At 48.9% G+C, this 17,911-nt stretch carries 11 protein-coding genes and 7 tRNA genes; 13 read left to right on the top strand and 5 right to left on the bottom strand.

Going from position 1 to position 17,911, the window contains the following annotated elements:
• Positions 1-6: 6 nt before the first annotated feature.
• The 11 genes from tolB to K0H60_RS12735 all read left to right on the top strand — a co-directional run bounded on the left by tolB (position 7) and on the right by K0H60_RS12735 (position 5,179).
• Entirely contained in the window at positions 7-1,335 is a 1,329-nt protein-coding gene (gene tolB / locus K0H60_RS12785) for a Tol-Pal system beta propeller repeat protein TolB (RefSeq protein WP_011717444.1), read from the top strand.
• Positions 1,336-1,381: 46 nt separating this feature from the next.
• A complete protein-coding gene (pal, locus tag K0H60_RS12780; RefSeq protein ID WP_011717443.1) occupies positions 1,382-1,918 on the top strand; it encodes a peptidoglycan-associated lipoprotein Pal in 537 nt (178 codons plus the stop codon).
• A gap of 24 nt (positions 1,919-1,942) precedes the next feature.
• Positions 1,943-2,695, top strand: a complete 753-nt coding sequence (gene ybgF / locus K0H60_RS12775) for a tol-pal system protein YbgF (RefSeq protein WP_023267870.1) — start codon at positions 1,943-1,945, stop codon at positions 2,693-2,695.
• Between the two features lie 142 nt (positions 2,696-2,837).
• A tRNA-Lys gene (locus K0H60_RS12770) sits at positions 2,838-2,913 on the top strand.
• 54 nt (positions 2,914-2,967) lie between these two features.
• Positions 2,968-3,043 (top strand) — tRNA-Lys (locus K0H60_RS12765).
• Between the two features lie 35 nt (positions 3,044-3,078).
• Positions 3,079-3,154, top strand: a tRNA-Lys gene (locus K0H60_RS12760).
• A gap of 35 nt (positions 3,155-3,189) precedes the next feature.
• Positions 3,190-3,265 (top strand) — tRNA-Lys (locus K0H60_RS12755).
• Between the two features lie 35 nt (positions 3,266-3,300).
• Positions 3,301-3,376, top strand: a tRNA-Lys gene (locus K0H60_RS12750).
• Positions 3,377-3,537: 161 nt separating this feature from the next.
• A tRNA-Lys gene (locus K0H60_RS12745) sits at positions 3,538-3,613 on the top strand.
• A gap of 160 nt (positions 3,614-3,773) precedes the next feature.
• Positions 3,774-3,849: transfer RNA gene (locus K0H60_RS12740), tRNA-Lys, on the top strand.
• A gap of 166 nt (positions 3,850-4,015) precedes the next feature.
• Positions 4,016-5,179, top strand: a complete 1,164-nt coding sequence (locus K0H60_RS12735) for a DcaP family trimeric outer membrane transporter (protein WP_011717441.1) — start codon at positions 4,016-4,018, stop codon at positions 5,177-5,179.
• 58 nt (positions 5,180-5,237) lie between these two features.
• Here the strand turns inward: K0H60_RS12735 and K0H60_RS12730 are convergent, their stop codons facing one another.
• The 3 genes from K0H60_RS12730 to acs form a co-directional block, all read right to left on the bottom strand.
• Entirely contained in the window at positions 5,238-5,498 is a 261-nt protein-coding gene (locus K0H60_RS12730) for a GrxA family glutaredoxin (protein ID WP_011072684.1), read from the bottom strand.
• Positions 5,499-5,558: 60 nt separating this feature from the next.
• Positions 5,559-7,331, bottom strand: coding sequence for a DNA repair helicase RadD (gene radD / locus K0H60_RS12725; protein WP_220055969.1), 1,773 nt, complete (start codon positions 7,329-7,331; stop codon positions 5,559-5,561).
• 226 nt (positions 7,332-7,557) lie between these two features.
• A complete protein-coding gene (gene acs, locus K0H60_RS12720) occupies positions 7,558-9,510 on the bottom strand; it encodes an acetate--CoA ligase (protein WP_086902146.1) in 1,953 nt (650 codons plus the stop codon).
• A 175-nt stretch (positions 9,511-9,685) separates the two neighbouring features.
• Here acs and K0H60_RS12715 point away from each other — a divergent pair, with 175 nt between their 5' ends.
• A complete protein-coding gene (locus tag K0H60_RS12715; protein WP_220055968.1) occupies positions 9,686-13,126 on the top strand; it encodes a hybrid sensor histidine kinase/response regulator in 3,441 nt (1,146 codons plus the stop codon).
• Positions 13,127-13,175: 49 nt separating this feature from the next.
• Here K0H60_RS12715 and K0H60_RS12710 read toward each other — a convergent pair whose 3' ends face one another.
• Both K0H60_RS12710 and bioA read right to left on the bottom strand, forming a co-directional pair.
• Positions 13,176-14,777, bottom strand: a complete 1,602-nt coding sequence (locus K0H60_RS12710; RefSeq protein WP_220055967.1) for a methyl-accepting chemotaxis protein — start codon at positions 14,775-14,777, stop codon at positions 13,176-13,178.
• A gap of 479 nt (positions 14,778-15,256) precedes the next feature.
• Positions 15,257-16,615 (bottom strand): adenosylmethionine--8-amino-7-oxononanoate transaminase, encoded by a 1,359-nt coding sequence (gene bioA / locus K0H60_RS12705; protein WP_220055966.1) that lies wholly within the window; start codon positions 16,613-16,615, stop codon positions 15,257-15,259.
• 122 nt (positions 16,616-16,737) lie between these two features.
• Between bioA and bioB the strand changes: the two genes are divergently transcribed.
• Positions 16,738-17,790 carry a biotin synthase BioB gene (gene bioB, locus K0H60_RS12700; protein ID WP_011623120.1) on the top strand — a complete coding sequence of 351 codons (1,053 nt, stop codon included), beginning with the start codon at positions 16,738-16,740 and terminating at the stop codon, positions 17,788-17,790.
• The last annotated feature ends 121 nt before the right edge of the window (positions 17,791-17,911 follow it).

Here is a 17,911-nt window from a genome sequence, read left to right as displayed (position 1 = left end):
AGTCCCATGAAAATTTTGGCAAAATGGTTAGCATTGGCGGTTCTGCTTTGCACTATGCCGGCAAAAGCGGCGCTGGATATTGTGATCACTGAGGGTGTGGATGCGGCGCGTCCAATCGCAGTGATGCCATTCCAATGGCAAGGTGCGGGTGCGCCACCCCAGGCGATTGCCGATGTGGTGATGTCTGACTTAATTCGTAGCGGTACCTTCAAACCATTAGATGAATTAGGGTTACCACAACGTGGTATCGGTGCCTTAGCCCAGTTTGACGCGAGCGCGTGGGCCAATGTCGGTGCCGAAGCTGTCGTCGTGGGGTCGGTAAAACCTTATGGTACGGATCAGTTTTTGGTGAGTTTTGACCTTATCGATTTGGTTAAAGCGCAAAACCAAGCGTTAAAAGGGCCTACCAGTGCGACAGAATTTTTGATGGACAGTCGCCAAACAGTGATTTCTGCGGCGCAGTTCCGTCAATATGGCCACCGGATAAGCGATATCGTCTATGAGAAGCTGACTGGTATTCGTGGTGCGTTCTTAACCCGTATTTCCTACGTGGTGGTGAATCACACTCAGAAAGCCGCTTATTCACTGATGATCGCCGACTATGACGGTTACAACGAGCAAATGTTACTGCGCTCTCCAGAACCGCTGATGTCGCCTTCTTGGTCGCCTGATGGTCGTCGTTTAGCTTATGTAAGCTTTGAAAACAAAAAGGCTGAGATTTTTGTTCAGGATCTTTACACCCAAGTACGTACAAAGGTTAGCAGCTTCCCAGGCATTAACGGTGCACCCACTTTCTCGCCCGATGGTAAATCCTTGGCTGTGACCCTCTCAAAGGATGGTCAACCTGAGATTTACGTTATCGATATCGCTACTAAGGCGGCAAAACGTATTACCAACCACTATTCCATCGATACTGAGCCTTCTTGGTATCCCGATGGCAAGTCATTGTTGTTTACCTCCGAGCGCGGTGGTAGACCACAGTTATATCGTGTAGATTTAAATTCAGGCAAAGTGACCCGTGAAACCTTTGAAGGTGAATGGAATTTAGGTGGTTCGATTACCCCTGATGGTCGCAGCATGATTTTTGTGAATCGCACAAACGGTAAATTTAATATTGCACGTATGGATTTAAGTACGCGCTTTATGCAGGTGCTGACATCGACACGTTTGGACGAATCTCCAAGTGTGGCCCCTAATGGTACTATGGTGATTTATGGCACCACGTATCAAGGCAAGCAAGTTTTAGCAGCTGTTTCTACGGACGGACGCTTTAAAGCGAGATTACCGGTAGGTCAGGGCGAGGTGAAATCACCTTCTTGGTCTCCGTTTCTCTAATGTATTAGCTCGATTTATTCACATTTAATTTTATAAGGAACAGATAATGGATCTGAACAAGTTGTTAAAAGCTATGTTGGTAGCACTTCCAATTATGGCTATTAGTGCGTGTAGCTCAACTTCTGAATCAGAAACTGATGCAATGGGCTCTACAAACGGTTCTGGTAGCGAACTGAATGGTGGTGGCGTTCAAACTGGCGGTATTGGTGGAATGTTGTCACCTGAAGAGCAACAACGTCAGCAACTCGAGCAGTTGAGAAAAGAACACATCATTTACTTCGACTTCGACCGCAGTGAAGTTCAAACTGAATTCGCCGCCGTACTCGAAGCCCACGGTACTTATTTAGTTGAGCACCCAAGCGTACGCGTATTGATTGAAGGTCATGCCGACGAGCGTGGCACGCCAGAATACAACATCGCACTGGGTGAGCGTCGTGCTAAAGCTGTTGCTAAATACTTACAAGGCATGGGTGTACAACCTAGCCAAATGAGCATCGTAAGCTATGGCGAAGAGAAGCCACTTGACTTCACTCGTACCGATGAAGGTTTTGCTAAAAACCGTCGTGCAGTTTTAGTTTACTAAGATTGAATTACGGAGAGTAACTAGATGAAACGTGCCGTCTTAATTACGGCAATGTTCTTCGGCGCAGGAGCTGCAGTGGCAGCTCCTGCTCCTGTTGAAGATATTGCTGGTGGTTCAGGTGATGACAGACTTGCTCGTTTAGAGCGCATTGTAAAATCGAGACAACAAAGCGAAATTGATATGCAGCGCCGTCTGGATACTTTGCAACAAGAAGTTCTCGACTTACGTGGTTTGACTGAACAACAGAATTATCAAATAGAGCAGATGCAACAACGTCAGCGTCAGCTTTACGATGAAATTGCCAATTTATCCTCCAAAGCCGCTGCTGCGCCAGCTGCTTCTACCCCTGCAACGCCCGCTGCTGTGGCAGCAAGTGCCAATGCCGCCGCCAGTAGCTTAAGTGAAACGGCCAGCTACGAAAGTGCGGTGAACTTAGTGCTAAAAGAGCGCAAGTATGACGATGCTATTCCAGCGTTTCGTGCCTTCATTAAACAGTATCCAGATTCAGTCTATGCCGCCAACGCCAACTATTGGTTAGGACAGTTACTGTTTAATAAGAGTGAATTTGCTGAAGCCAAACAAGCCTTCAACACTGTCGTGACCCGTTTTAGTGATTCCAACAAACGTGGCGACAGTCTAGTGAAGCTTGGCATGATCGCAGAGAAAACCGGTGATAAAGCCGGCGCGACTCAATACTACCAACAAGTAGTAAAAGACTACGCCAACAGCGCTGCAGCACGCATTGCACAACAACAATTGGCTGCAATTAAAGCATAATTAACTAAAAAACATACTCTTAGTCTGTTTTTCATGCAAACGACAAAAAATTGGGAATTTACGCTTGCATGGGAAAATGAAAAAGGTATTATAGGCGCCCTCGGAACGGCGAGGTCGTTCGGGGCGCAAAATACCAGTAAATGGGTCGTTAGCTCAGTCGGTAGAGCAGTTGGCTTTTAACCAATTGGTCGAAGGTTCGAATCCTTCACGACCCACCACTTACTCTAGTAAATAGAATAAGTTAGCGGTATTTGAAGTGTTGTAAATAAGATGGGTCGTTAGCTCAGTCGGTAGAGCAGTTGGCTTTTAACCAATTGGTCGAAGGTTCGAATCCTTCACGACCCACCACTTTTCTGGAAGTGTAAAATTCAGAGTCCTTAGATGGGTCGTTAGCTCAGTCGGTAGAGCAGTTGGCTTTTAACCAATTGGTCGAAGGTTCGAATCCTTCACGACCCACCACTTTTCTGGAAGTGTAAAATTCAGAGTCCTTAGATGGGTCGTTAGCTCAGTCGGTAGAGCAGTTGGCTTTTAACCAATTGGTCGAAGGTTCGAATCCTTCACGACCCACCACTCTTCTGAGAGTGTAAAATTCAGAGTCCTTAGATGGGTCGTTAGCTCAGTCGGTAGAGCAGTTGGCTTTTAACCAATTGGTCGAAGGTTCGAATCCTTCACGACCCACCACTTTTCTGAGAGTGTAAAACTCAGAGTCCTTAGATGGATCGTTAGCTCAGTCGCTTATTTTATAAAGCTAGGGCAGTTGGCTTTAAACCAATCGGTAGAATGGTTTAAATCCTTCATGATTCACCACTTTTCTGAGAGTGTAAAACTCAGAGTCCATAGATGGGTCGTTAGCTCAGTCGGTAGAGCAGTTGGCTTTTAACCAATTGGTCGAAGGTTCGAATCCTTCACGACCCACCACTTTTCTGAGAGTGTAAAATTCAGAGTCTTAGATGGGTCGTTAGCTCAGTCGCTTATTTTATAAAGCGAGGGCAGTTGGCTTTAAACCAATCAGTCGAATGGTTTAAATCCTTTACGATTCGCCACTTTTCTGAGAGTGTAAAACTCAGAGTCCTTAGATGGGTCGTTAGCTCAGTCGGTAGAGCAGTTGGCTTTTAACCAATTGGTCGAAGGTTCGAATCCTTCACGACCCACCACTCTAAATCTCCTAGTAAACTCTTCCTCAGCTTACAATCCCAAAGCATTTTCGCGTTATATTCAGCATTTTCTACTTTTGTCTCATAGACTTATTGCCAATGTTACTCGCTTGTTAAATTGTCCATATTGGCTGCGGACAAATAATAACAACTGGGGAAACATAAAATGAAACAAGCAAAACTTAGCTTGCTTTACTCTGCAACCTTATTGGCATTTATGGGCTCTGCCAATGCGGCTTCTTTAAAAAATACTGACGTTGAATTTGGTGGCTATATCAAGGCGGACGTGATGTTCAGCGATTATGGCAATGGGGCACCCGATTCGGGGGATTTATCCCGTCAGTTTTATGTACCGGGTACCATTTACGGTAAAGACGGCAACGGTAACCAAGTGGTGGATTTCCAAGCCCGTGAAACGCGATTCAATTTTAAGGCGGCAACGGATCTTGATGGCCATAGCTTGTCGGGCTTTATTGAACTGGATTTTATGACCCACACCGATGGCAATGAGCGGGTGTCTAACAGCTATTCACCACGTATCCGCCATGCCTATGTGTCCTATGATAATTGGACCGTAGGTCAAACCTGGACCACTTTCCAAAACCCTGCGGCCTTGCCTGAAAACCTCGACTTTGTGGGGGCTGCAGATGGTACGCCCTTTGTGCGTCAATCGTTACTGCGTTATACCCATGGCAACTTCCAATTTGCGATAGAAAACCCTGAAACAACGGTAACTCCGAATCAAGGTGGCGCACGCATCACCAGTGGTAATGGTGTCGTGCCTGATGTGGTGGCGCGATATAATCTCAAGACGGACGGCGGCGCCTCATTCTCATTTGCGGGTATTGCTCGTCAACTCAATTTAGAAACCAAAATCGGTGCGACCCAAATCGATAGTTCGAGCTTTGGCTATGGCGCCAGTGTGGCGGGGATTATCCCCATTGGTAAAGATGATCTGCGCTTTACCGCAACCTATGGTGACGGTTTAGGGCGTTATATGGCGCTTAACTACATTAATGCGGGTGTGTTAGATGCGAGCGGCGATATTGAATCCATTCGTACCTTCGGCGGCTTTGTGTCTTACCGTCATTGGTGGAACGAGCAGTGGCGCACCAGTGTAACACTCTCTGGTATGCAAGCGGATAATGATGTGGCTTTAACAGGCACTGGGGTGAATAAGGATGCTTATTCTGGCTATATCAACCTGTTGTATTCCCCTAGTAAACCACTGACCTTTGGGGTGGAATATATGTACGCCCAAAACAGTAAAGAGAATGGTGATGATGGTGATTTAAGCCGGATCATCTTCTCGGCGAAGTATGTGCTCTAACGTTTGATGTAATAAATAAAAAGGAGACCTCAGGTCTCCTTTTTATTTGGTATTGGGATTAACCTAATAGGTTGTTATCGCGAACATATTGTTCGAAATCGGTGCAACCACCTACGTGTTTTTCATCAACGAAAATCTGTGGCACAGTTTCGACTGGCTTGCCGACAGTTTTCTCGAGATCCGCTTTAGAAATCCCTTCGGCGTGAATATCCACGTATCTAAATTTAAAGTCATCACGTTTTTCAACGAGTTGCTCTGACAGTTGTACTGCTCGCACGCAATAAGGACAGCCAGGACGGCCAAAAATAACAACGTACATAATAGCTCCTTAGGATTACTTTAAGCGTTTTATACCATAGCGCTAACCGAATTGATAATGTCAGATGTGTTTATTTTCAGTTTGATAGCGCCCTTGGTAATCGAAATAGCTTTCGAGCAGATCCCAGCCTTTTTTATGCTTTTTCAGCAGTAACAGATCTGGCATCCGAAAGGCGGCGCTATCGGTAATCAGCTCAGACACTTTTTTGTATTGCTTAGGTTTTAGGCCCGGCGTGCGACTATGGGGGAAAATAAACAACGCATACAAGGCACGCCATTGGGCGGGCGTTTGCAGTTTAAAGCGTCGATTAAACTCGTTTCCTTCAATGTCCAGATATTGCACCTTAAGATCGCCTGCATCATCCATTAACGTCATATGCTGGCAGCGGAACAGATGATGGTGTTGCTTATTCAATACTTGTTTAAGGCGCTTATCGGGGTCGATTAAGGTCGACTGGCAATGCTGGCAAATACGCGCTGCTATGTCGTTCTCTTGTCCGCAATCGGGACAGGATTTAGACCTAAATCGAAAGTCACATTGCTGCTTTTGTCCATGATGCTCGACTATGCCCTGACAGCGACGGCCAAAGTGCTCGATAATATCGCCATCATTGTCCGTTAATCCCCAAAAGATATTGGCAAACTGACAGACAGGGCAGTGCACTTGTACCGGAACCGACTTGCTATTGGGCTTAGCTTGGCCGACTTCTGGAAAATACAAATCATAGCCATTGGCCGCGTAATCAATCACTAAACAATCTTTTTTACCTTCACAGATCCTAAGACCGCGGCCAATCATTTGCTGAAACAAACTCACGGATGCGGTGGGGCGTAAAATCGCAATTAAATCCACATGGGGCGCATCGAATCCGGTGGTCAATACCGCGACGTTGACGAGGAACTTAAGCTCTCTGGCTTTAAAGCGCTCGATAAGTTCATCACGCTCATTATCTGGCGTTTGCGCCGTGACGATTGCTGTTTGCTTGCTGTGTTTCTTGTTCAGCTGGCTGACAATTTCTTCAGCATGGCGAACCGTCGCCGCAAAAATAATGATCCCCTGGCGGTGGTGACTCAGTTCAATCAGTTGCTTCACAATCGCTGTTGTCGCGCGTCCGGCGTGGTTCAGCAGCGCATTGACTTGGACCTCGGGATATTCGCCATTGTCATTGGGCTTGATTTGGCTGAAGTCATATTGGGCACTTAAACCATCAAACAAGGTGGGCGCGGTTAAATAACCTTGTTTAATCAGCGGACGGATGGGGAGCTCGAAAATACACTGCTCGAAGATCCCAAGTTCAGGCGAGCCAACTTTGCCATGGTAATGGCGTTTGTAAATCCAGTCCGTACCGAGCCGATAGGGAGTGGCCGTTAGGCCTAATAACCTCAGCTTGGGATTACGCTGCTGTAAATGACTTAAGATCTGCTGATATTGGCTGGTTTTTTCGAGGCTGACTCTGTGGCACTCATCGATAATCACTAGCGAGAAGGGCTCATCGAATTGATTTAATGCGCGCGCGGCGGATTGAATACTGGCCACGACGGTTTTGCCGTCAGTCGATTTTTGATTTAACCCAGCGGAGTAAATGCTGGCCTCAGTCGTCAGTAATCCCACTTTTTGCGCGTTTTGGGCAACCAGTTCCTTCACATGGGTTAAAACCAGCACTCGTCTTCTGGCGATGCGGGCGAGCTCGGCAATAACGATACTTTTTCCGGCTCCCGTTGGTAGGACTAACACGGCGGAATCGGTGCTTTTTTTAAAATGCGCGATGGCGGCATCGACGGCTTGTTGCTGGTAATCCCTGAGGGTAACGCTTGGGCTGGAATTAACTGACACGCTGCTAGCTATTCTTGGTCGATTGAGTTTGGCGCCAAGCTTAACACAGAACCAAAAAAATGCCCCTTGGTTGGAGGGGCAACTAAGAGAAAGGGGCAATCAGGCACTTTCTCAACAGGGTTTGCTTCATTTAAAGGAACCTGTACTCGACGGAGCAAGGTTCAAACGTACAGGAGCTAAAGCTGCGCTTAACCGTGATAAATCACGATTAAGCGCGGGATAACGATTACTCGTTACGATTCAAGCGAGTTTCAATCAAGGTCTCAATCACGGCTGGATCGGCCAGCGTAGATGCATCACCTAAGTTGGTCACTTCGTTAGCGGCAATCTTACGCAGGAAACGGCGCATGATTTTGCCAGAACGGGTTTTAGGTAATCCTGTCGCCCACTGGATAAGATCCGGTGTGGCCAGGGCACCAATTTCTTTGCGAACCCATTGGCGCAGCTCTTGGCGAAGTTCTTCACTCTCTTCTGTACCACGGGTTAACGTCACATAAGCGTAAATACCTTGGCCTTTAATATCATGGGGATAGCCCACAACGGCGGCTTCGGCGACCAGTTCGTGTGACACCAGTGCACTTTCTACTTCTGCTGTGCCTAATCTGTGGCCGGAGACGTTAATCACATCGTCCACACGGCCAGTGATCCAGTAGTAACCGTCTTCATCGCGGCGCGCGCCGTCACCGGTAAAGTACATGCCACGGAAGGTTTTGAAGTAGGTCAGTACGAAGCGTTCATGGTCGCCATATACGGTACGCATTTGGCCTGGCCATGAGTCGAGCAGCACTAAGTTACCTTCGGTCGCGCCTTCTAAAATGTTACCCATGTTGTCCACGAGCGCCGGTTGTACCCCAAAGAAGGGGCGAGTCGCCGAGCCGGGTTTGGTATCGGTTGCACCTGGTAATGGGGTGATCAAAATGCCGCCCGTTTCGGTTTGCCACCAAGTATCGACAATTGGGCAATGTTCATGGCCGATGACCTCGTGGTACCAGCGCCAAGCTTCTGGGTTGATAGGTTCACCCACAGAGCCCATGATGCGCAGCGAGCTGCCATCATACTTGTCAAAATGCTGTTTACCTTCGGCCATCAGTGCACGGATAAGTGTTGGTGCCGTATAGAGAATATTTACCTTGTGACGGTCAATCATCTCGCCTAAACGTGCTGGGCTTGGGTAATTAGGGATCCCTTCGTGGATTAGCACGGTCGCCCCGTTCGCCAGTGGGCCGTACACCATGTAGGAATGACCCGTGATCCAACCCACGTCGGCGGTACACCAGTAAATCTCACCGGGTTTGTAATCGAACACATACTCGTGGGTCATAGAGGCATACACCATATAACCGCCGGTGGTGTGCAATACGCCCTTGGGATTACCGGTTGAACCTGAGGTATAAAGTAAGAAGAGCGGATCTTCGGCGCCCATTTCTTCAATGGCGCAGTGCTCGGATGCAGTTTCAACCAGAGAGTGCCACCACACATCGCGGCCTTCTACCCAGTCAACCTTGCCGCCAGTACGTTTAAGTACAATCACCTTCTCAACGCTGGTGACATCGGGATGTTTTAGCGCATCGTCGATGTTGCGTTTGAGTGGGATCGCGCGGCCACCACGCATACCTTCATCGGCAGTGATAACCACCTTAGATTTACCGTCGATGACCCGTGAAGCGATAGAATCGGGTGAGAAGCCACCAAAGACAACCGAGTGCACGGCACCGATGCGGGCACAGGCCAGCATAGCCACAGCCGCTTCTGGCACCATTGGCATATAAATGGTCACAATATCCCCACGGCGCACGCCTTGGCTGCGTAGAGCGTTGGCAAACTTACACACTTGAGTGTGAAGCTCACCGTAGGTGATTTTACGTTGTTCGCTGGCGTTATCGCCTTCCCAAATGATGGCAACGCGGTCGCTGTGTTCTGCTAGATGGCGATCTAAGCAGTTGGCTGAGGCGTTTAGGGTGCCGTCGTAGAACCAGTTAATCGATAAGTTATGATCGTCAAAAGTGGTTTTTTTGATTTTAGTGTATGGCTTTATCCAATCGATCCGTTTGCCGTGCTCTCTCCAGAAACCCTCTGGATTGACAATCGACTCTTGGTACATTTTTTTATATTGATCGTTATTTACAAGTGCATTGGCAGCGATATTGCCGGAGACTTTGTAGAGAGACTGCGAGCTCATAGGGCTTCCCTTTCTAAAAATTGCGTAGTCTGAGTATGGTATGCAAGGGGCTGGCAACTCCATTAGACCTTGGTCTAGTTTTAAAATCTCCTTTATATTTAGGCTGTTGCACTCGAAAATCTGGCTAGATTTCAGCCATTATTTATCGCACAATAATGGAAAAAAGAGCAAAAATATGAATCTAACCTTAGTCGTCGCCGTTATTGCTATTTGTTATGTCTCACTTTTATTCCTTTTAGCCTGGGGCGCGGAGCGTTGGTTTAGCGGCGTGACCAAGAAGCTGCAGGTTGGCATTTATGGCTTAAGTCTGGCGGTTTATTGTTCTTCCTGGAGCTTTTTAGGCACTGTAGGGCAGTCGGCTAATGATTTTTGGTCCTTCATCCCGATTTTTATCGGTCCTATCATTATTTTCACCTTAGGTTTTGGCATGCTGCGCAAGATGGTTCTCGTGTCCAAGGCGCAAAATATTACCTCGGTCGCCGACTTTATCGCCGCCCGTTACGGTAAGTCACAAACCTTGGCGGCCATTGTTACCCTCATCGCGCTATTTGGCATCATGCCCTACATTGCCCTGCAACTTAAGGCGATGGTATTTAGCCTTAATTTGTTTCAGCCAGCAGACGATCCTTTAAACGGCATTACTATCCCTTTACTTATCACAGCATTGCTGGCGATTTTTGCCATTCTATTTGGGACGCGTAAGCTCGACGCTACCGAGCATAACCCCGGCATGATGCTGGCGATTGCCTTTGAATCGTTAGTCAAACTGGCGGCATTTTTGCTGGTGGGGATTGTGATTAGCTTTGGGGTGTTCGACGGTTTTGGTGATATCTGGCAGCAGGCGAGCGAAAGAGCCTTAATTAATTACCCAAATCCTCGCATCGAAGCCTTAATGCCTGAGCTGCTCGTCGGCATGGCGGCATTTTTATGTATGCCGCGGCAATTCCACGTGATGGTGGTGGAGTGCGCCGATGAGTCGGTGTTGTCCAAGGGGCGCTGGTTATTCCCGCTGTATTTGGCCTTGTTTGGCTTATTCGTTGGGCCACTGGCCCTAGCGGGTAAAGTCATCCTTGGGGATAGCGTTGCCGCCGACACTTATGTGATCAATTTACCGCTTGCGTTAGACCATCCATTGCTGGCCGTGATTGCGCTGTTAGGTACGTTATCCGCGGCAACAGGCATGGTGATTGTGGCGGTAGTGACAATAAGCGTGATGGTGAGTAACGAGTGGCTGGTGCCAGTGATGCTGCGCACGGGCAATATCCGTGAGAAAAACTTTAGCCAGTTTTCGCAGATGTTGTTAAATGCACGCCGCCTTGCCATCGTCATCATCCTTGGCCTGGGTTATGGCAGTTATCTGGCGCTCGCCGACAGTGACTCCTTGTCGCACCTTGGGATGTTATCCTTTGGGGCGTTTGCCCAGCTGGCTCCCGCGCTGGTGGGAGGCCTCTATTGGAAGCACGGTAATCGTGCCGGGGTGTTTTTAGGTTTAAGTGTGGGTTTTGGTCTGTGGTTTTATATCATGCTGAGCGGCATGAATGACGGCCAAAATGTGGCGACCTTGTTGTCGAGTAATATCGACCTGTTAGATGCCATTACCCCCAATGTGCGCGATGCCCTCACGGCCTTGTTCGCCAATATTGCCTGCTATATCTTAGGCTCTATTTGGTTTCGGGCGGGGGTGGCCGAGCGTATTCAGGCCAGCGCCTTTGTCAGCCCGGGTAAGCTTAAAAATAATGCCAATAAGAAAAATGGCCCAATCTCTCAGCAGGATTTATTGATCTTAGCCAGCCGCTTTGTGAGCCCAACTCGCGCCTATGAAAGCTTTAGCCGATTCTCCACCGAGGCGGTCAAGAGTGACAGCTGGCACAAGGCCGCGACACCTGAGCTTATCGCCCACACCGAGCGCTTACTCGCCGGAGTGCTTGGCGCTTCCAGTGCCTCCTTGGTAATGGACTCGGTTTTACAGGGGCGAGACTTGGCCTTGGATGAAGTCTTTAGCCTAGTGGATGAAGCTTCGTCCAAAATCATGCTCAGCCAAGATATGCTGCGCGGTGCTATTGAGCATGCCTATGAAGGGATGAGCGTTATCGACAGCGATCTCAACTTGGTGGCATGGAACTACAAATACGTCGAGCTGTATCAATATCCTGAGGGATTTTTACAGCAAGGGATGCCGATTGGCGAAGTGATCCGCTTTAACGCGGCGCGGGGATATTGCGGCGAGGGGGACATTGAGTCACAGGTCGAAAAACGCGTACAGCATATGCGTAACGGCACGCCGCATACCTCAGAGCGGCAACGTAAAGACGGCAAAGTGATTAAAATTCAAGGCAATCCTATGCCCGATGGCGGCTTTGTGATGACCTTTACCGACATCACTCAATACCGTGAGCAGGAACGGGCTTTACTTGAGGCCAATGAAACCCTCGAATCGCGCGTTAAAGAGCGTACCTACGAATTAGCCATGCTAAACAGTGAGTTACTTGAGGCTAAGGCGCAGGAAGAAATGGCGAATGCTTCTAAGAGTCGCTTCTTAGCGGCGGTAGGGCACGACTTAATGCAACCCCTGAATGCGGCGAGATTGTTTACCGCTTCCTTGTCCCAATACCCTAATTTAGACCGCGAGGCGCGCACCACCCTATCCCATGTGAATAGCTCGCTCAAAACAGCGGGCGAGTTGCTCACCGACTTATTGGATATTTCGAAGCTGGATTCCGGCATGGTGGAAGTCAATCGCCGTGATTTTGCCATATCTGAGCTGCTCAATGGTCTGTCGGTCGAATTTGAGGCGATGGCGGCGGACAATCAAATTCGCTTTAAGATGATCCCCTGTAGCGCGACGGTCAACTCAGATCCTTCGCTACTGCGGCGCGTGCTGCAAAACTTCTTAACCAATGCTTATCGTTATGCCCGAGGTGGGCGGGTGCTGTTTGGCTGTCGCCATCGCGGCAGTGAGCTAGAGATCCAAGTATTGGATACGGGCTGCGGCATTGATGAGCATGAAACCCGTGAAATCTTCAAAGAGTTTAAGCGCTTAAATAATCCACGTAGTAAAAGCGTTAGCGGTCTTGGCCTTGGGCTAGCGATTGCCGATAGGATCAGCCGGGTACTAAACCACAGTATTCAAGTGTCCTCACAACTTGGACGTGGTTCAGTGTTCTCTATAAGTGTGCCTTTAGGGGAAACCGTGCGTCAGCCGCAGGTGAAGGCGTTGCCATCGCTATTGCAACCTTTGTCTGGGATTAAAGTACTGTGTATCGACAACGAAGAGGCCATTTTGGCGGGGCTTGAGAGTCTACTCAGCCGCTGGCAGTGTGAGGTGATTTGTGCCAAGGATTTAGCCGATGCACGTATAAAGTTGGGCCTAAAAGGGGTGGCACCGGATATTGTTTTAGCAGATTTCCACTTGGACGATGGCCAAAATGGTGTCGATGCGATGGACGGGATCCGCGCGCTCTATGGCAAAGAGTTACCGGGCATTTTAATCACTGCCAATACTCGCAAAGAACTGGTGGAGGATGTGCAGCGCCGCGGTTACCACTATATGGCGAAAATGATTAAACCGGCGGCGCTACGGGCGTTGATTTCGAGCCTAGTCAAGGCGAGTCGTTAAAGAAGAGGCCAACATCAGGATGTTGGCCCCATATTGAGTTCACTCGAGCTTAGAGCTTAAACGCCGCCAGTTTGGTATTGAGATTAAGCGATAGCTCGGCGAGGCTCTCGCTTTCTTGAGCAAGATAGGTGGCTGATTCAGACACTTCAAGCGCCGAACTATTAATCCCGCAGACGTTACGGTTCATTTCTTCTGCCACCGCGCTTTGCTCTTCGGCCGCGGTTGCGATCTGAGTGGCCATATCACTCACGTGCTTAATATGGGTCACAATGAGGGATAAATCGTTGCCTGCCTTTGTGGACTGATCAACGCTCTTTTCAGCCAGATCGCGGCTCGTATCCATCGCATTGGCAGCACTGACGGCACGTTGTTGTAATAGGGAAATAGTGTTTTGAATTTCCTCTGTCGATTGCCTCGTTCTGCTGGCTAATTGCCGCACTTCATCGGCCACCACGGCGAAACCTCGGCCCTGCTCACCGGCACGCGCCGCTTCAATGGCGGCGTTTAATGCTAATAAATTGGTTTGATCCGAAATAGCACTGATCACCGCCGTCACTTCACTAATTTGCATGATTTCTTCTTTTAACTTGTTCACTTGCTGCGTTGCTTGCTCCACTTCTTTGGCAAGCGCATGGATACCGTCAACGCTGGCGTGCACGTCCTTATCCCCAAGTCCGGCTTCGCGGGTGGCTTCTTTGGTGTCTTTCGCGGTACTTTCGGCATTATTGGCCACATCGGCAATGGTGGCGCTCATTTCGTTCATCGCCGTGGCTAACTGGGCGAGTTGGTCCCGCTGGTTGTTTACCGCTTGATTGGTTTCTTCGGCGGTCGATGCGATACGTGAAGCGGCTTGTGAGACATTGTCGGCGCTGTGGTTAGCCTCTGCCAGTGCCGTTCGAATGCTTGTCATGCTCTGATTGATATTGTGGGCGAGGGTCGCAAGTTCATCTTTGCCAGTGACCGCAAGCTGCGGCGTAAGGTTGCCAGTGGCGATGATTTGCATCGCGTTGTTCACTTGATCTAAGGGTTGAACAATAGAGCGACTGATAATGTAGCCCAGTGCCGCCATCAGCAGAATGAGAATAAGTGTAGTGCCGCCCATTAGCACATATTCATGCCAAATCGTGTTTTCAATGTCTTGCAGTAAAATCCCCGAGCCTAAAATCCAGCCCCAGGGTTTAAATCCCATCACTAAGGACATTTTCTGGGCTTTTTTGCCATTGCCTGTTACCCAAGGATATTGCAAGACACCTTGCTGACCATTGCGCCCTAACTCGACCATGCTGAACCAGTACTGCTCTGCGCCATTGTTGCCCATTTGCTGGCTGACTAACTCGGGTTTAACGGGGTGAACTATGATGTGGCGTGTTTCATCAATTACAAACAGGTAGTTGTCACCGTCGAACCGCATATTGTTAAGCATCTCTTTTGCGGCTTGTTGAGCCTGCTCTAGGGGTAAGTTTTGCTGTAAAGCTTGAATGCGACTGAGGGCTAAGCTGAGCACTGCATTGAGTCTGGCTTCACGTTCCGCCATCAAATTGCTTTTTAAGGTAGTGACAGAAAGGGTGAGAAGAATTAAGGCGCCGATAAGGGCTGTGATAAGTTGTAGCGCGAGTTTTCGGCTGACGGGAATGTCGGCGAGTTTAAACATAAAAGCTCCTTTTTCTTGGTCACGCTCACTAAGCTATCCTTTTTGCCTAGGTTTTTAGCGGCTGCTTATGAAACGTACTTATGTGGAAGTCAGTGTTATTAAGCATTACTGGCTTTAACTAATTTTCCAGTTAACTTGCTAAATAAATGTGAAAATAGTGAGATTTTATGCAATTTGTGAACAAGGTTATCTAAAGCGATTTTATGTGACGTCTTTCACTCAAAGTAAGGTGCTCCACATTAAGAGTACAAAAGATAACTCAATTCAGAGCCGGTTGAGTGAGCAGATTGAGTGAGCGGTTGAGTGAGTAGGGTTAGGATCGCAAAGCCAAAGCCTGAGGACTTTGAGAAGCAGTTCTGCCGAGCGTTAAGGCATTCGGCAGAACTGAAACTGAGCTGAACTGATATTTGGCTGAGTTTAGTTGGGCCAAGCTAAGATGTGCTGAGCTTGCATCACGAGTGCATTGTGATTGAACAACCTTAGCCGTGGCTGATAGTGATGCTCTCTGTCACCAGTGCCTCGCTTTGATTGGCATGGGGTGGGGCAATCGTTGCCGCCACTTGCTTCATCGCCCGAGTTAGCCGTGTGAGCTGTGAAGAACTAATCACATAGGGCGGCATAATATAAATCAGGTTGGCAAAGGGACGCACCCATACGCCTAAGTCGACAAATTGCTGTTGCAGTGCGGCGGTATTGACCGCTTGGTGCATTTCGAGCACGCCAACCGCGCCGAGCACGCGCACCTCTTTCACGCTGGGAATATCGATGGCATCGGCAAGCTCGTGCTGCATTTGCTGCTCGATGGCGGCAACCTGTATTGGCCACTCCTGTTGATTGATTAAATCTAAGCTGGCGCAGGCGGCGGCGCAGGCGAGGGGATTGCCCATAAATGTGGGACCATGCATAAAGACGCCGGCGGGCGATAGGCTAATGCCTTGGGCGACGTTATCCGTGCATAAGGTGGCGGCAAGGCTGATATAACCGCCCGTTAAGGCTTTGCCTAGGCAGAGAATGTCGGGCGTGATGTCGGCATGCTCATAGGCAAATAACTTACCAGTCCGCCCAAAACCCGTGGCGATTTCATCGAGAATAAGCAGCACATTATATTCATCACACAGGGCACGCAGGCCGCGTAAATACTCGCTGCTGTAGAATCGCATTCCCCCAGCGCCCTGCATAATCGGCTCGATAATCACGGCGGCAATCTCTGGATGTTGCTCGCGTAAAATACGTTGCATTGGCGCTAAATCATCTTGGCGTAATGGCTCATCGAAGGGTGTTTGCGGCGCGTCGACAAAACACTGCTTCGTGACGGCTTCGCCAAACATGGTATGCATGCCACCTTCGGGATCGCAGACACTCATGGCGGCAAAAGTATCGCCATGGTAACCCTTCTTCACCGTAAGAATGCGCTGTTTTTGGGCCTTTTGCGCTAAAGGCAAATCTTGCCCCTGCCAATATTGCAGCGCCATTTTGATGGCAACTTCGACGGCAATTGAGCCTGAGTCGCAGAGAAAGACTTTAGTGAGGGGCTCGCAGGTCATCGCCAGCAGTTTTTTGCAGAGTGTAATGGCGGGCTCGTGGGTAATGCCGCCAAACATCACATGGCTAAGTTGGTGCAGTTGCCGCTCCATCGCCGTTAATATCGCTGGGTGTCCGTAACCATGTACGCAGGCCCACCAGGAGCTGGTGCCATCGATAAGCTTACGGCCATCGACCAATTCCAGCTCGCAGCCTTGTGCACTGTGTACCCCATAAACAGGAAGTGCACGGGTCATTGAAGTATAAGGATGCCAAATATGGGCGCTATCAAAATCCAAATCGAGTAAATTGCGCATAAAAGCTCACAGTGTTGATTGAAAATTAATCAGTGGTAAACCTGTATCACTGGTTGGCGTTGACAGTTTAAGGGCTGAGGTTATCCTAGCCAAGGTAAAATACAAAAATAAAAGGGTGTTCAATGTCGCAGTTGCAAGTTCGTCATGATTGGAAGCGGGAAGAAATCGAAGCCTTATTTGCGCTGCCGATGAATGACTTATTATTTAAAGCACACAGTATCCACCGTGAAGTGTACGATCCTAATGAAGTGCAGATCAGCCGATTACTGTCGATCAAAACTGGTGCTTGTCCTGAGGATTGTAAATATTGTCCGCAGAGTGCGCGTTACGATACTGGCCTTGAAAAAGAGCGCCTATTGGCGATGGAAACCGTATTGACCGAGGCGCGTAGTGCTAAAGCCGCGGGCGCTTCACGTTTCTGTATGGGCGCCGCTTGGCGTAACCCGAAAGATAAAGACATGCCATACCTCAAGCAAATGGTGCAAGAGGTCAAAGCCCTTGGCATGGAAACCTGTATGACCTTAGGTATGCTAAGTGCCGAACAAGCCAATGAGCTGGCCGATGCAGGTCTTGATTACTACAACCACAATTTAGATACCTCGCCTGAATATTACGGCGATGTGATCACGACCCGTACCTATCAAAACCGTTTAGATACCTTAAGCCACGTGCGTGCATCAGGCATGAAAGTTTGCTCTGGTGGTATTGTTGGCATGGGTGAAAAGGCCACAGACCGAGCGGGCTTATTGCAACAACTGGCTAATTTGCCTCAGCATCCCGATTCTGTGCCCATTAACATGTTGGTCAAAGTGGCGGGCACCCCCTTCGAAAAACTCGATGATTTAGATCCGCTGGAGTTTGTCCGTACCATCGCCGTGGCGCGTATTTTAATGCCTAAGTCCCGCGTACGTTTATCGGCGGGCCGTGAAAACATGACTGACGAGTTGCAGGCTATGTGTTTCTTTGCGGGCGCGAACTCGATTTTCTACGGTTGCAAGTTGCTGACTACGCCAAACCCTGAAGAAAGTGATGATATGGGCCTGTTCCGTCGTCTAGGCTTACGTCCTGAGCAGGGCGCTGCCGCGACTATCGATGATGAACAGGCGGTATTAGCCAAAGCTGCGGCTCACCAAGATAAAGCCTCGGCACCTTTTTACGATGCGGCGGCGCTGTAACTAAGGCTTATCGCCACAGTAAAATTTGCTACGTTGGACTTGCGTTTCGTTAAGGGCGAAGCGCAGGTTCCAAAGGATGATGCGGGCGGTGAGACTCAGCGAGCATTTGAGCTGACGTTGT

Source organism: Shewanella mangrovisoli (assembly GCF_019457635.1).
Classification (GTDB): domain Bacteria; phylum Pseudomonadota; class Gammaproteobacteria; order Enterobacterales; family Shewanellaceae; genus Shewanella; species Shewanella mangrovisoli.
The sequence above is the reverse complement of the archived record's forward strand: the minus strand, read 5'-3'. Positions and strand labels throughout refer to the sequence as shown.

Bases quoted from the DNA above. Each gene is read 5' to 3' on its own strand.
- tolB (WP_011717444.1), top strand. From the start codon at position 7: ATGAAAATTTTGGCAAAATGGTTAGCATTGGCGGTTCTGCTTTGCACT.
- pal (WP_011717443.1), top strand. From the start codon at position 1,382: ATGGATCTGAACAAGTTGTTAAAAGCTATGTTGGTAGCACTTCCAATT.
- ybgF (WP_023267870.1), top strand. From the start codon at position 1,943: ATGAAACGTGCCGTCTTAATTACGGCAATGTTCTTCGGCGCAGGAGCT.
- K0H60_RS12735 (WP_011717441.1), top strand. From the start codon at position 4,016: ATGAAACAAGCAAAACTTAGCTTGCTTTACTCTGCAACCTTATTGGCA.
- K0H60_RS12730 (WP_011072684.1), bottom strand. From the start codon at position 5,498: ATGTACGTTGTTATTTTTGGCCGTCCTGGCTGTCCTTATTGCGTGCGA.
- acs (WP_086902146.1), bottom strand. From the start codon at position 9,510: ATGAGCTCGCAGTCTCTCTACAAAGTCTCCGGCAATATCGCTGCCAAT.
- K0H60_RS12715 (WP_220055968.1), top strand. From the start codon at position 9,686: ATGAATCTAACCTTAGTCGTCGCCGTTATTGCTATTTGTTATGTCTCA.
- K0H60_RS12710 (WP_220055967.1), bottom strand. From the start codon at position 14,777: ATGTTTAAACTCGCCGACATTCCCGTCAGCCGAAAACTCGCGCTACAA.
- bioA (WP_220055966.1), bottom strand. From the start codon at position 16,615: ATGCGCAATTTACTCGATTTGGATTTTGATAGCGCCCATATTTGGCAT.
- bioB (WP_011623120.1), top strand. From the start codon at position 16,738: ATGTCGCAGTTGCAAGTTCGTCATGATTGGAAGCGGGAAGAAATCGAA.